Below are 13,787 nucleotides of genomic sequence, written 5' to 3'. Positions count from 1 at the left end.
GGTTTATTAGTGAATCTGTGGTTTGATGATAACATAATATAGCTTTGTGTGGATATATGAATTATTGAGAAATGTTAAGCCGATAAAAACGTTGTTCGCGCTCTTCGGTATCGAAATAAGGAGCTGTAGGTGTCGGGACTATGGGAGTCCAATCGACTGTCAGCGTATCGCAGTATTCAAGGCTGCCTTCGACGGTCCAGTCCAGGAAGGTGCCTGCGCTGCTGGCCACGGGCGGGTAGAGGCTTTGGGGGCTGGTTGTGTCTGTGAGTATTTCAATCAAGCCTAGGTAGTAGAACTTGCTGGAATGATCGTTGTTTGGCCCGGCGGACACTGTGAGTGTGATGCGGCCAGTGGCGCTCGGATAGATGGGCCCTAAGTCCAGAATCTCGCTCACATTTTGACTGACCTGTAGATCGCCGGTAGCGCTGTTCTGGCCAGTCAATGTATAGCGAGTCTCGCGGTTCTCGGAACCTCCAATGCGCGAGGTGTATATCCTAAAGTTATAGGCCTGCTCTGGATTGCAATTGTTGAATTCGAAGACGCCTTGCCCGTCTTCTGTATAACTGCCAAAGTTGCCAGTTAATCCGAAGAAAGAGTCGCGGGTCGCTCCGGAAGGGTAGGGGCCGCTAGCAGTGCCCGCTGAGTTGGTGGAGAGCATGTTATCGCTCATGCTGAGTGAAATTCCAGTAGATTGCCCTGCGGCGTTGAGTAGGTCGCTCTTAAAGACGTAGGGACTGCCGGCATCGACTTGTGTGCGAATGGAGTCATTGATTGCAGACGCTTGATTCCATGTCTCGCTAAGGCCACTGACGCTGTAGCTTCCGCCGAAATCGATCAGGATGGAGCTCGCGGAACGCTGGCCGGTATACACAGTATTTTTGAGCATCGGATTACCGGCGAGGTCGGTCAGCGTGTCATTCACCACCAAGGCATAATTTCCAACTACCTCGGTGTCGAAGTTTAGACGCAGACTTTGTCCGCTACTAGAGAGTTCGACCGAATCGATGGGGATGCGTTGCCCACGGTTGATCAAGGTATAATTGTTGAGGTCCAGTGCAGTGCTGGGGTCGAGCGCCTCGCTGAAGCTTAGGTCCAAACTTTGAGCCGAGGAGAAGCTCACTGCGTATAGTTCAGGTGATTCCGTGTCGGGTGTCGCCGCGGGGGCGACTGTTTGCCAGGCAATGGTTTCCAAGAAGCTTGCTTGCTCCGGGCTGATGGAAAGCCCTAGCGCGCTCAGCTCGGGGCTTTCGAATAGACCCTGCGGGCTGGATTGATAGATGCAACTGTAGTGGACACAGGCGGACAAATAATAGCCGAGGTCATTGGCGTGACTGCCATCGGAGAAGAGGTCGAGGTAATCAGGATCACTGGCTGCTAGGTTTCCACCGGCAGATTGAAAGGCGATGCCGACAGGATTGACCTGCACGGGCGTGGCCTGTGGAAAATTGAGGTTGATGGCTTCGGCCAGTGCACTGTAGTTGCTGACTAGTTCCTGCAGCATTTCATCGGTGGTGGCAAATGTGCTGCTGGTGGAGTTTCCTGTGATGATGGAGTGAGACGCTTGGCGCGCCCATGTCAGATACAGCAGCACCTGAGTGTCGGGATTATTTGTAAGGATGCTTTGGTAGAGGCGTTCACCGTATTCCATGTGAGCGCTGATATCACCAATATGGGTGGCCTGTGTGGACTGGTTTTGTAGGATCACGTGGGTCCATGCTTCCGCGGCGATTTGCGTCTGACTATTTTTATAGTGATATTCGAAGTCCTGGCCGGAAACCGCGCGCATGGAAACTGTGGGAGTCAGTTGTCCAGCTGCAGTTGCGAGCGCCTGAAAGATCTCGGGTACACTCTCTTCGACTGTCTCGTTATGGTTGCGTCCGAAGGTGTAGCTATTGCCAATGAAGAGAACCTTATACTGAGCGTGTATGCTAAAAGTAAAGAGTGTCAGTAGTGGTAGGTAGAACAGTTTTTTGACTGAGTGCATGGTGTCGGGGAGCGATGGAATTGCTTGTGGCCTATGATTAAAAACGAAGAAAGCCGCCTTCCTGAGAAGAACGGCTTTCTGAATGATCGGAGGAAAAACTTAAACGCGGCGACGGCGTAGGGCCTGTGCGCCTAATGCCAAGAGACCAAGCATAAGCGCGTAGCTACCTGGCTCAGGAATGATGGTGAGCTTCATGGCATTGATGCCAGCGTAGTTCGCTGCGCCGGGCACAGTGACTTTTACGTCAAATGTGCTGCCTGTCAGGACGATATTTGATATACTGAGATAGCGACCATCTTCATAACCACCATTTTCATCTAGATTAAAAAGTTGGCTTTGTGTGTCGTTGCTGTTCCAGCCATCAGTGGTCGCGGCACTGCCGTCGCTTTCGAGCACTGTGAAGCCTGACCAAGTGCTGCCACCGTCGAGCGAGTATTCATAGTTGGCTTCCAATACGAGGCTGGACTCGCGGGCGGCAAAGAGGTCCAAGCTCAATGTATTGCCTGTTGTTAGACCGCCGAAGCTAGTGGTGAAGCTGAGTTCATTGTTGCCTGTGTCATTGCCGGTCCAGAAAAAATCATCTGCGGCAAATTCGGGCAGCCAAGCGGGACGAGTCGCTGGATTGGACAGATTGTTGCCAGATGAGGTTAAAATATCACCCGTGGCGGTGATGAAAACACTGCTACTGTTATTCTGGGAATCGACTAGAGTTGTGCCGGATACGAGGTCTGTATGTTCGTTGTAGGTATTCCAGGTTTCAGTGGAAGAGCCGCTACTATCTGTATCATTGAAATCAATGTTGTAAGTCGTACTGGCGAAGGCCGAGCTGGCTAAGATCGCGCTGAGAGGTAGTAGTGTGAGGAGTGGGGCGGTAGCTTTCATTTTTCTATTAGTTAGTATGGGTTTGTTATAGTGAGAAAAACGCACTTTAGAGCGTCGGCGAATCGAAGCAAAGCCTGCGGGATCGAACGCATGTTAGAGTAAAAGAATTGGTCAATTTTATCTTTAACAGGCAGTGATGCGCACACTACCATTTGCAGGCCTCGAGCTACCCGAAAATTTGGGCCTGCATGCATACCACTCCCCGCATTGCCCTCTATTACGATGAAAACGATCCAAATTTCTGGTATCCCCTTGCTCCCTTATTGCCTAGCGGCATTCACTCTTGTGTTGGCTGCCTACTTAGAATTGATGCCCAATGGTTTGATTGGTGCGTTCGCCTTTTTGATGGCATTGGGGGCTTTGTTGGCCTATGTCGGTGATCACTGCCCGATCCTGAAGGACTATTTAGGCGGGGCGCCGCTTTTATGTATTTTTGGAGCCGCGGCTTCGGTCTACTTTTCAATTTTGCCAGATTCGATCGAACAAAATGTCAGTAACTTTATGCGAGGTGGGGGCTTTTTGAACTTTTACATCGCTGGCTTAATTTCGGGCTCCATCTTAGGCATGGACCCGGTGTTATTGAGGCGTGCAGGCGTGCGGTATATTTTTCCTCTGGTGGGTGGGGTTCTTTGCGCCATGTGTGCGACGTCATTACTGGGCTTGTTGCTGCTCTACGGTTGGAAAGAGACTTTGATGTTTGTCTGCTTCCCGATTATCGGTGGAGGCATGGGAGCGGGGGCCGTGCCGATGTCTGAGATCGTCAGCTCGATCCATGTAGAAATGGATGCGGGGACTGCTTTGTCTCGTTTTGTGCCCGCTCTGGCCTTGGGGAATGTCTTTGCGATTGTGACGGCAGGATTTTTGGATAAATTGGGGCAACGTTTTCCTAAGCTGACTGGTAATGGCGTGCTGATGCAGGGCTTCGAGATCGAGGAGAAGCCGTCGCACACTTATCCGATCGATTCACTGGGTGTCGGACTGTTTTTTGCCTGCGTTTTTTACGTCGCAGGGCAAATTCTAGAGCACTGGATTCCCGGCGTGCATGCCTATGCGCTGATGATCATGCTAGTCGCTGTGTTGAAATTGAGCAACTTTGTGCCAGTCACGGTCCAAGAGGCCTGCCATGCATGGTATCAATTCGTGGTGAAGAATTTTACGCCTGCACTTTTGGTGGGCATCGGGATTGCCTACACCGATCTAAATGAAGTGCTCCAGACAATGTCGCCGACCTTCGTGATATTGGTCGCGACTTCTGTGATTTCGATTGTATTGGCATCTGGATACATCGGCACCAAGGTCGGTTTTTACTTTGTAGAGTCCGCGCTAACTTCGGGGCTGGGCATGGCCGATATGGGCGGCACCGGTGATGTGGCAGTGCTCTCCGCGGCACGCCGGATGGAGCTGATGCCGTTCATGCAAATATCCTCCCGTCTCGGAGGTGCCATGATCTTAGTCTTAGTCGGCGTGTTGGCACCGATACTTTTATAGCATAGCGGATGCCTCAGCGATCATTCAGGCAGCTAAATCGCTAGGGCATGCGAATGCTACTGCCGGTATTCCACTCTCCTTCCAGTAGAATGTATTTCGGGTCTTCGGGGATACCGCGTATGTCATGTTCGATCATTTGCACCACGGTATCGACGGCTGCGGCTCCGATTTGTTGGCTTTTTTCCAAGATGCCACTCAGTTGAGGCGAATGTTTGGGGGCCATCGGGCACGCGACCGATAGCTCCTCTGGAATGCGAATGCCGCTGGCTTGCACGGCTGGCCAGTTGGGGGCGCTAATGATTACGGCATCGGGGTGATGGCGTTCAAACCAAGCGGCGATCTCGGCGCCAGAGATATGATCTTGGATCAAGGGCGGAATGGACTTGGTATTCGATTTGCGGGCCTCGCACAGGTAAGCGGATTGGCATAGGTCCTGTGTCTTGCGAGCGACTTCGGTATTAAAAATAAAGCCAATGTTTTGATGTCCCGAATCACGTAGCTCTTGAAATACACGTTTCGTCGCTCGGTAATGGGAGGCGGACACGCGGTGCAAATTGGGTGATGTCACGGAGTAGCCGAAAGTAATGATACTGTAGCGATCCCATGGCAGCGCATACTGTTCTTCCGAATGGACGGGAGGGCAGAGTAGAAGACCGTTAATACCGCGCGCGCTCAAAATGCCATCCAGGCGTTGTGGGCTGAGTTGCTGTTGTTGCAGGTCGAGTTCTTCGATCGTATAACCGAGCCGTCGGGCCTGTTTACATGCTCCTAAATAATATTCGTGGTAGGGCGTGATCTCGTTCCACTTATAATCATGTGGCGAGGAACTGATCCAGGCGAGCGTGCCTTGATAGCTTTGAGTGCCTAGTTGCTTGCGATATTTGGATAGCGCCGATAGTAAGGGGTCTGGTACATAGCCTAAGGAGTCGGCGATCTGACGAATTTTATCACGTGTCGCTTTCGCCACGATGGGATCGCCCTTGAGGGCGAGTGAAACGGTCGGCCGACTGAAGCCAGAGGCTTTGGCTACGTCCAGTTGAGTGGGACGCTTGGAACTCTTATTATTTTTCTGCGAAGGCATAGTCGTGCCCGCCATTGTGCGCACTTCGACTGTTTTCGATACTCTTTTTGATCGAACATAGGTTAGGTCATTGCGATCGGGTGGTTTGCCCTGAATTCCATTGGCCTTCAAGTAGAATGAATCGGGGCGTTTGAGGGAGGCCTTTGTCCTCGTGCTGAATCATGTGGACTAGGGTTTCCACTGCGGCCGAGCCAATTTCTTGGCATTTTTCAATGATGCCGCACAGTTCGGGGCTGTGCTTGGGCACCATCGGCGAGGCCACTCCTAGTTGCCGTGGCACATCGATCGCTGTGCTTTGAAGCATCTCCCATAGCGGTGAACTGACAATGACAGCATCTGGTTGATGGCGAGTATGCCAGGCTATAAAATGTTCCGCATCTAAGGGATCTTGCACCAAGGGGGGCGGATGCTCCATGCCGGTCTTTTGACACTCGCATAAATAGGCGGATAGGCAGTGTTCTTGAGTTTTGATGTTCACCTGTTCGCTAAAGACGAAACCGATGCGATGATAGCCCATCTCACAGAGCTTTTCGAACACCATTTTAGTGGCGCGGAAGTGGGACGAAGAGACGCGATGGATATTGGGCTCGGGGATGCTGTAGCCGAAGGTAACTACGTGGTAAGCATCCCATGGTAAGTCGATCTGCTGGCCGTAGGTATGAGGCGGGCAGGCCAGTAGGCCATTGATGCCTCGAGCTGCGAGAATGCTGTTAAGGCGTTGTGTGCTGAGTTGCTCTTGCAGCAAGTCGATACATTCGATTTTATAACCTAGTCGGGCAGCTTGCTCGCAGGCCCCTAAATAATATTCATAGTAGGGCGTAATTAAATCCCAAGAGTGGGCCTTAGGCGATGCGCTGATCCAGGCGAGTGTGCCTTGGTAGTTTTTGACTTTACCAGGGCTGCGATATTTGGCCAAAGCACTGAGCATCGGGTCCGGTACGTAGCCAATTTTTGCAGCGATCTCTCTGACATGGGCGCGGGTGCCCTCAGAAACGATTGAGCTGCCTTTTAGAGCCATGCTGACGGTGGGACGACTGACGCCTGCTGCACGCGCAACATCCGCCTGGGTTGGGCGTTTGTCTGAACTTCTTTTCTTCACTAAGGGTATCTATTGATCGGGGTAGGGTGAGTCCTAACATGTGTTCGATCGCGCGCTTATTGTCGATGCTTTTGTCGCTGCTAGTTTGCGATCTTCGACATGCGATTCCGCGCTTGGCGTATCGAATTCAATATCATTGGCTCCATCCTTCAACTCAGCGCATGGATGTGTCCTATATCCCTATTATGAAAAAAAGATTTTTGTCTCTTTGTGTATGTTGCTTGGCATGTGTGCAGTTCCAAGCTTTTGCTGCGCCCGCATCTGATAATCAGTCTGAGGTTTCTATCATTTTGAAATTGGATGATATGCAGCAAAAGCGAGGAGCCATCCCCGCGACTTGGCAGCGTGTGTATGACTATGCAGGGCAGCGTGGCATACCTTTTTCAGCCGGGGTGATCTGTAATTCACTGGAAGGTGAGGCGCCTGAGTATTTTGAGAGCTTAAAGGCCTGGGAGGCCAGTGGTCGGGTGGAGTTGTGGAATCATGGCTACGATCATAAAATGTGGAATGAGGGGGAGACTCGCATCCGTGAATTCAAAGGTTCGGGTTACGAGCACCAGTTTAAACATATGCAACGCTCGCAGGAGTTAGGGCGTGAGAAACTGGGGCTGACTTTTGTTACTTTCGGAGCGCCATTTAACGGCACCGATGCGGACACGGAGAAAGTCTTGGCCCGGATGCCGGGGCTCAAAGTTTGGTTGTATGGGGCAAGGCGTGAGCAGTTGTCGCTGCATGTTTTAAAAAGAAACTACAAATTGAACCTGGAGCCTAAGACCGGGCAGTTGGACTATGGGCAATTCACAGCTGCGTATTTGTCTCAGTCCCCAGGCAACGTGTTGGTCTTGCAAGGGCATCCGATGTTGTGGGACGATGCTGAGTTTGAAGTCTTTAAGCAGATAATCGAATTTCTAGAGGCGCAAAAGGTGCGCTTCATTCTTCCACGTGATTGCATTGCTCAATAAAATGAAAGTTCAGAACCGTATTTTAAAGCCCCTTTGGCATGCCGTTGTGGCAGTCTGTATCTGCGTCAGTGCCCATGCGGAGACTTGGCGTAGTGAACTCTTTCCTGTCGATTGGCAGCCTGGCCAGTCCGATAGTCAGGGGCGTTTCTTGCATGATTTCTCCTATGCCGGCTATCAGCAGGGGGCCGTGGAAATTCCAGTGGTCGCGGGACCGATCTTTGATGTGGTTAAAGACTTTGCCGCTGATGCGAGTGGGGAGACGGATGCCAGCGTGGCCATTCAGGCGGCGATCGAAGCCGCGGAAGAAGCTGGTGGCGGTGTGGTTTATTTGCCGGAGGGCTTGTATCGCTGCGAAAAGAATTTCACCATTCACCGCAGCCATATTGTGATTCGAGGGGCAGGGGTGGGCCAGACGCGCTTATTGTTTGCGGATTATTCGTCCAGTAAAACTGTAAATATACAGTTCCTTGGGGACGACGCGGTGGTCGAAGAAACCGCGCTCACGACAGATGTCGCAGCTTACTCGCAAGTGCTGCTGGTTGAAGATGCCAGTGGCTTCGAAGTCGGCGATGATATTGATGTGGGCTGGGTGATCACGGATCGCTTTGTGGAGGCGCATGGCATGACAGGCACTTGGAAGCCGCACAACGGTAAGTGGTTGCCATTCTTTTGGCTTAACATTCGTTCGATTGATCGTTCCACCACACCGCATCGAGTCGAAGTGGATGTGCCGATTCGATATCCGATTCAATATCTCGATGGCGCGACCATGCGTAAGCGGAAGCGTTTTATTGAAGAATGTGGTGTCGAGAATCTTTCTTTGGCGAATCCGATGCTGGCGGGAACTACGGATGATTATGCGCAGTCCGTGCGTCGCCAATTGATCAACTTCCGTCTCGCTAAAAATTGCTGGGTGCGCGACATCGCATCCTTCAAGCCTAAGGGGGAAGAATTTGACGCCAAATATCACCTCTACGACAAAGGTATCGGCCTCTTACGCAGCAAGCGCATAACAGTGGAGAATTGTGTGCTGCAACACGCCCAACGTCGCGATGCGGGCGGTCACGGTTATTTTTATGAGTTAACCGCTTGTAATGATGTGTTGTTTAACAAGTGCGAAGGTATCGGAGCGCGGCATGCATTCACCACTAATTGGTATTTCGGAAATGTTGGGAATGTATATTTGCGCTGTGTTTCCCGTGACGGCAGTCTGAGTGATTGGAATAACAATCTCGGACCGTCGGACTTCCACCACTCGCTGGCGATTGCCAGCTTGGTGGATTCGTGCACTTTAGATGATGGCTGGCAGGCGATGAATCGTGGTGCCATGAGCGGTGGAGCGGGCCATACCGCCACCGAATCGGTCTTTTGGAACTGCGACGGCGAAGGAGTCGTTCGCTCGGCGCAATATGGCTGGGGCTATTTGATTGGTTTGTCGGACTCGCTAGAAGTGATGGCAAAAGTAAATTTACAAAAGCCGAACTTGAATTGGTTAGAGAGGCAGTTCGTCGGCACAGAACCTTTTGACTTTGTTGAGGGGCTCGGACGTGGTGAGTTCCTCGAGCCACAGTCGCTCTACGAAGCTCAGTTGAAACTACGTTTGTATGGGCGAACTGCAAAATAATTACGATGATTATACCTGCTCAATCTAAGCTCTTGTTTATAGGCGATTCAATTACCGATGCCGGCCGAGCCGACTCCGGCGAAACCACCCCGTGGGACGTGCATCTCGGGCTGGGGAAGGGCTACGTCAACTTGGTAAATGCTATGCTCACTGCCGGCGATCCCGAACTGAAGCTGCGAGTCATCAATCGTGGTGTGAGTGGCAATACTGTATTGGATATGGCAGCACGCTGGCAAACAGACGTGGTAGATCTCAAGCCTGATTGGCTGTCAGTAATGATCGGCATCAATGATGTTTGGCGCCAGTTCGATGTGCCGCGTCGCAGCGAAGCTCACGTTGCTCCCGCGGTTTTTGAGCGCACTTATCGCGACTTACTCGAGCAAGTGCGCCCGCAACTGCAAGGTCTGGTCTTGATGACGCCTTATGTCTTCGAAGCCAATCGGTCCGATGCCATGCGTGCGCGCATGGATGAATATGGCTCGCTCGTTCGCCAGCTTGCGGGAGACTTCGATGCCCTTTTTGTGGATACGCAAGCAGCCGTGGATCGAGTGCTGCAACATATGCATCCGACCGCCTTGGCGTGGGATCGTATCCATCCAGGAACTGAAGGACACATGATCTTTGCACGGGCATTTTTAGAAGCCGTAGAGTTTGCTTAAATGCGGCCCATGGAGTCGGTTAACCTGTGTTAGATGTAGAATGTGTGGTGTCTGCGGTCGTGGCCTGTTTTAACAGCATCATGAACCCCAAAAAAAATACTAAACTACTCGCCCTTTCTTCTTTCACCCTAGCACTGACAGCCTTGTCTGCCCATGCGGCAACGACTTGGACTGGAGCGGTCGATGCTGATATTGATGACGCAGCGAACTGGAGCAACGGCTTGCCGAGTTCGAGCAACCTTGGGACGCTCGATAACGGAGATACCGTTGAGATGGAAAATCGCTCAGATTTGGATGATAAATATATTACTGTATCTGGCGGATCCACCATTCTGGTCCCGAGTGGTATAAATGGATTTCGCTGGGGCGCCTCAGAGATCAACTTGATTGCGGGGGGCAACTTAGACAGTGATTACACTTCATCCACGCAAATGGGGCGGAATGGCTCGGCGACCTTAAATATGTATAGTGGATCAAACGCCAGTTTTGCGGCTAATCTTAATGTTGGGCGGGAGCATATCGCGACTGTCAACCAATTCGGCGGAACTATGCTGATCGGTGGCACCTTGTCTGTGCCGGAAAATGCTAGCGGTACGGCGAACGGTAGCACCTATAACCTATCTGGCGGAAGCGTGACTGCGAACAATTTGCTTATTGATCCGAACAGCAGCGGAACCAACTACTTCAACTTCACCACTGGCAGCACAGGTTCATTAACAATTGTCCAGGGTAACTTTGATTTTGAATCATTGATTGATGATGGAGAGATTCGTATCAATGATAATGCTTCAAGCTTATTCGCTGATTTCAAAGTAGATTCTTCTGTAGGCGGGCAGACGACTTTGTCGCTGATTCCTGAGCCTGGCACTTACGCGCTATTTGCAGGTGTATGTGCACTGTCTGCAATCATGCTGCGTCGCCGTGGCTAAGCGGTTTTTTATTAGTAATAGGGTTGGGTGTAGTGATGCATCCTAGGTTGAAGCCCCGTCTGCTCTGCAGGCGGGGCTTTTTGTTGAGTTGGCATGGATCGTCTTTATTTGCCTTACATGTGTTAGGTTGGGCCGGTATGGTATATTGAATGAGGCAGATTAAGTGTTAATTATGTTTAATAAATCCCCCTATACTCTGTTAGCCCTCACATTCATCACAGCAACTGCTTCTGCCGACACCACATGGATCGGAGCGGCGACGGATGCCGCTAGTTCCGATATTGGAGATGCTGCGAACTGGAGTCATGGCTTGCCGACTAATAGCGATCCGGCTAATGACGGATTTATTGGTTTAGTAGGCGGATCTCCTGTTACTGTTGAAATGGAGGATCGACATGATCTGGATGATCGTAACTTTACTGTTTCTGGTGGCTCCACAATTCACATTGCGAATAGCTTGGCTGGCAGCGCTGGTTTTCGCTGGGAAAATTCAACGCTCACTTTAAATGGAGGCCATTTGGATGTTGATTATACTGGCGGGGCAGCAGTGATTGGACGTGATTCAGACCCGAATGCGACTATTTTAAATATCAATGCCGGTTCGACAGTCGATTTTGCAGGAACCGCTGTTTACCTCGGACGTTTAAGTCAGGGAATTGTGAACCAAAATGGAGGCAGCTTTACGGTTGCGGGAACCCTCGGGATTCAGGTGCTGGCTAGTGGTGCGGTTTCAGGCAATGTTTACAATCTGAGCGCCGGGACTGTCACCGCCACAAATTTGGTCGTGAATGATTTTAGCAATGATAACTCCAACTACTTCAACTTTACTACTGGCAGCACGGGCACGCTGACGATTATTCAGAGTGATTTTGATTTCGAGTCTTTCATCGATGCGGGCGACATTCGTATCAATGACAATGCCTCTAGTTTATTCAGCGATTTCAAAGTGGATTCTTCTGTGGGCGGGCAGACGACTTTGTCGCTGATTCCAGAGCCAGGCACCTATGCGCTATTTGCAGGTGTCTGTGCACTGTCTGCGATCATGCTGCGCCGTCGTGAGCGTAGCGCCTAGGTTAATCGAGATTTAGGGTTATAGTGTGAGAGCGATCTCATGATTAGTGGAAGCCCTATCAGGAAACTGATAGGGCTTTTGCATTTAAGTCGATCGCCCCCAAGTTTCTTTATTCACTAGTTACATTAATATACACATGTCTATATTCAAAAATACAAAGTCTCTCATCGCCTCTGCGCTTTGCTTATTGCCTTGGTCGCTCTCTGCGGAGCTCTCTCTGCCCAATGTATTTGGCGATCATATGGTGCTACAACGTGATCAGCCAAACCCCGTGTGGGGCAGAGGCGAGGTCGGGGAGTCGGTCACTGTTCGCATTCGCGATCAATCGCATCAAACAGTGGTCGGTGAAGATGGCAGGTGGCGCGTGGTCTTGGAGCCGCTGGCACTTGGTGCACCGACCGAGTTGACGATTGAAGGGCAGAATCGCATCGAATTTGAAGATGTTTTAATCGGAGAAGTTTGGATTTGCTCGGGGCAGTCCAATATGAACTTTAAGCTGATTAAGTCGGACCAAGGCGATTTAGACATCGCGACCGCGAATTGCCCCGAAATACGTTTGCTACGCGTGCCGAACAAGGGGACTCCGATTCCACAGGATGATTTCGAAGGCGCCTGGAAAGCCGCCACACCAAATACAGTTAAATACTTTTCCGCGATCGGCTATCTATTTGCCAATCGCATACACCGCGCCGTGGGCGTGCCGGTCGGTATTATTGACAATTCATGGAGTGGGGCCGCTGCGGAGGCATGGGTGCCGCGCAAGGTGCTCGAATCTGCAGGTGGTTTTGAGAAGACATTAGCTGATATCGATCGAAAGGTTGCGGCCTGTTCGGATGAAATCTATGCCGAAGCGATGGCGGCCTATAAGCAGTGGCGAGCGGATGGAAAACCAGCCCCACACCAGCGGGAGCCACGCGATTACCGCTACGGCAATGCCCGGGCAGGGAATATCTATAACGGCATGCTCCACCCGATTATGGGATACGGCATTCGTGGTGTTATTTGGTATCAAGGTGAGAGTAATGGAGGACGTGGTGAAGAATATGGACGCCTGTTCCCACTTTTAATTACGCAGTGGCGCGAGGCCTGGCAGCAAGGGGATTTTCCCTTCTACTGGTCACAACTGGCGAATTTCGGTCCCCGTAGCGGCCCCAAGGCTGGAACGGGATGGGCGAAGCTGCGTGCTTCGCAAACGCAGACACTATCCTTAGCCAATACAGGCGAAGCTGTGATACTGGACCTGGGGGAGGGGCGTGATGTGCATCCCCGCAATAAATCCGTTGTCGCTGATCGTCTTGCTCGTATCGCACTGGCGCGCGACTACGGGTATGATTTCGATTACCAAAGTCCCCGGTTCTCCAAAATGGAACAGCAAGGGAGCTCGCTTATTCTAAGTTTCGATCCAGTCAGCTCTCAAGGGTTGTATGCCTTTGGCCATGATGAAGTGTTAGGCTTCAAGATCGCAGGAGTGGATGGAGCCTATGTGGATGCCAGCGCTAAGATTATCGGCAAGCATCAAGTCGAGCTGAGTCATCCCGAGGTGGAGGCACCTGTGGCCGTTCGCTACGCATGGGCGAATAATCCTAAGGTCAACCTGCAGGACAAGAAAAACGCCTTACCCGTTACAGCTTTTCAAGCAAAGCTGACAGACTGATTGTGCAAGTGCTTCTCAGCGTAGCCTGGGTTCTCTGAACCGGGGGGCGAGATGCTCCATCCCCGAAACAGAGTTTCGAGGCTACGGTTTGACCTCGGTAGTGATATTTTCGCGTAGCCTCGGTTCTCTGAACCGGGGGCGATATGCTCCATCCCCGAAACAAAGTTTCGAAGCTACGGTTTGACCTCGGTCGTGTTTTTTCGCGTAGATGCTATGTGCCGATCTCTCCTAGATCAGGCTTTGAATCGTTCTGATCTCATGGAGACTAAACAGGCCCGGGTGACGGACACCCGAGCCTGCAAAATGAACCTCAAAAAAAGGAAAGATTCAAAATGAACCTATACGTCGCATTG

The 13,787-nt window shown here is 51.3% G+C and carries 11 protein-coding genes; 7 read left to right on the top strand and 4 right to left on the bottom strand.

Annotated features, from left to right (window positions below):
- Positions 1 to 61: 61 nt before the first annotated feature.
- Together QEH52_RS15310 and QEH52_RS15305 are read right to left on the bottom strand one after the other, a co-directional pair.
- Entirely contained in the window at positions 62 to 1,984 is a 1,923-nt protein-coding gene (locus QEH52_RS15310) for an Ig-like domain-containing protein (RefSeq protein WP_308951622.1), read from the bottom strand.
- A 99-nt stretch (positions 1,985 to 2,083) separates the two neighbouring features.
- Positions 2,084 to 2,866: a PEP-CTERM sorting domain-containing protein gene (locus tag QEH52_RS15305; RefSeq protein ID WP_308951621.1), complete on the bottom strand. Its 783-nt coding sequence runs from the start codon at positions 2,864 to 2,866 to the stop codon at positions 2,084 to 2,086.
- A 222-nt stretch (positions 2,867 to 3,088) separates the two neighbouring features.
- Between QEH52_RS15305 and QEH52_RS15300 the strand changes: the two genes are divergently transcribed.
- Positions 3,089 to 4,354 carry a 2-hydroxycarboxylate transporter family protein gene (locus QEH52_RS15300; RefSeq protein ID WP_308951620.1) on the top strand — a complete coding sequence of 422 codons (1,266 nt, stop codon included), beginning with the start codon at positions 3,089 to 3,091 and terminating at the stop codon, positions 4,352 to 4,354.
- Positions 4,355 to 4,394: 40 nt separating this feature from the next.
- On the opposite strand, the gene QEH52_RS15295 is transcribed toward QEH52_RS15300, so the two are convergent.
- Both QEH52_RS15295 and QEH52_RS15290 read right to left on the bottom strand, forming a co-directional pair.
- Positions 4,395 to 5,435, bottom strand: coding sequence for a LacI family DNA-binding transcriptional regulator (locus tag QEH52_RS15295; protein WP_308951619.1), 1,041 nt, complete (start codon positions 5,433 to 5,435; stop codon positions 4,395 to 4,397).
- A 67-nt stretch (positions 5,436 to 5,502) separates the two neighbouring features.
- Entirely contained in the window at positions 5,503 to 6,534 is a 1,032-nt protein-coding gene (locus QEH52_RS15290) for a LacI family DNA-binding transcriptional regulator (protein WP_308951618.1), read from the bottom strand.
- A gap of 185 nt (positions 6,535 to 6,719) precedes the next feature.
- On the opposite strand from QEH52_RS15290, the gene QEH52_RS15285 reads away from it, so the two are divergent.
- The 6 genes from QEH52_RS15285 to QEH52_RS15260 all read left to right on the top strand — a co-directional run bounded on the left by QEH52_RS15285 (position 6,720) and on the right by QEH52_RS15260 (position 13,434).
- On the top strand, positions 6,720 to 7,496 hold the full coding sequence (locus QEH52_RS15285; RefSeq protein WP_308951617.1) for a DUF2334 domain-containing protein: 777 nt from the start codon (positions 6,720 to 6,722) through the stop codon (positions 7,494 to 7,496).
- Between the two features lies 1 nt (position 7,497).
- Positions 7,498 to 9,120, top strand: coding sequence for a glycosyl hydrolase family 28-related protein (locus QEH52_RS15280; protein WP_308951616.1), 1,623 nt, complete (start codon positions 7,498 to 7,500; stop codon positions 9,118 to 9,120).
- Positions 9,121 to 9,125: 5 nt separating this feature from the next.
- Positions 9,126 to 9,779 carry an SGNH/GDSL hydrolase family protein gene (locus QEH52_RS15275; RefSeq protein ID WP_308951615.1) on the top strand — a complete coding sequence of 218 codons (654 nt, stop codon included), beginning with the start codon at positions 9,126 to 9,128 and terminating at the stop codon, positions 9,777 to 9,779.
- Between the two features lie 80 nt (positions 9,780 to 9,859).
- Positions 9,860 to 10,708 carry a PEP-CTERM sorting domain-containing protein gene (locus QEH52_RS15270; RefSeq protein WP_308951614.1) on the top strand — a complete coding sequence of 283 codons (849 nt, stop codon included), beginning with the start codon at positions 9,860 to 9,862 and terminating at the stop codon, positions 10,706 to 10,708.
- A 172-nt stretch (positions 10,709 to 10,880) separates the two neighbouring features.
- Positions 10,881 to 11,780: a PEP-CTERM sorting domain-containing protein gene (locus tag QEH52_RS15265; RefSeq protein ID WP_308951613.1), complete on the top strand. Its 900-nt coding sequence runs from the start codon at positions 10,881 to 10,883 to the stop codon at positions 11,778 to 11,780.
- Positions 11,781 to 11,916: 136 nt separating this feature from the next.
- Complete coding sequence (locus tag QEH52_RS15260) at positions 11,917 to 13,434, top strand: sialate O-acetylesterase (protein ID WP_308951612.1); 1,518 nt, start codon at positions 11,917 to 11,919, stop codon at positions 13,432 to 13,434.
- Positions 13,435 to 13,787 lie beyond the last annotated feature (353 nt).

The organism is Thalassobacterium maritimum, assembly GCF_031127805.1.
Classification (GTDB): domain Bacteria; phylum Verrucomicrobiota; class Verrucomicrobiia; order Opitutales; family Coraliomargaritaceae; genus Thalassobacterium; species Thalassobacterium maritimum.
This window is presented reverse-complemented; position numbering and strand designations above follow the sequence as displayed.

Excerpts from the sequence above, each read along its gene's own strand:
- QEH52_RS15300 (WP_308951620.1), top strand. The coding sequence starts at position 3,089 with ATGAAAACGATCCAAATTTCTGGTATCCCCTTGCTCCCTTATTGCCTA.
- QEH52_RS15270 (WP_308951614.1), top strand. The coding sequence starts at position 9,860 with ATGAACCCCAAAAAAAATACTAAACTACTCGCCCTTTCTTCTTTCACC.
- QEH52_RS15275 (WP_308951615.1), top strand. The coding sequence starts at position 9,126 with ATGATTATACCTGCTCAATCTAAGCTCTTGTTTATAGGCGATTCAATT.
- QEH52_RS15260 (WP_308951612.1), top strand. The coding sequence starts at position 11,917 with ATGTCTATATTCAAAAATACAAAGTCTCTCATCGCCTCTGCGCTTTGC.
- QEH52_RS15285 (WP_308951617.1), top strand. The coding sequence starts at position 6,720 with ATGAAAAAAAGATTTTTGTCTCTTTGTGTATGTTGCTTGGCATGTGTG.
- QEH52_RS15265 (WP_308951613.1), top strand. The coding sequence starts at position 10,881 with ATGTTTAATAAATCCCCCTATACTCTGTTAGCCCTCACATTCATCACA.
- QEH52_RS15295 (WP_308951619.1), bottom strand. The coding sequence starts at position 5,435 with ATGCCTTCGCAGAAAAATAATAAGAGTTCCAAGCGTCCCACTCAACTG.
- QEH52_RS15305 (WP_308951621.1), bottom strand. The coding sequence starts at position 2,866 with ATGAAAGCTACCGCCCCACTCCTCACACTACTACCTCTCAGCGCGATC.
- QEH52_RS15310 (WP_308951622.1), bottom strand. The coding sequence starts at position 1,984 with ATGCACTCAGTCAAAAAACTGTTCTACCTACCACTACTGACACTCTTT.
- QEH52_RS15280 (WP_308951616.1), top strand. The coding sequence starts at position 7,498 with ATGAAAGTTCAGAACCGTATTTTAAAGCCCCTTTGGCATGCCGTTGTG.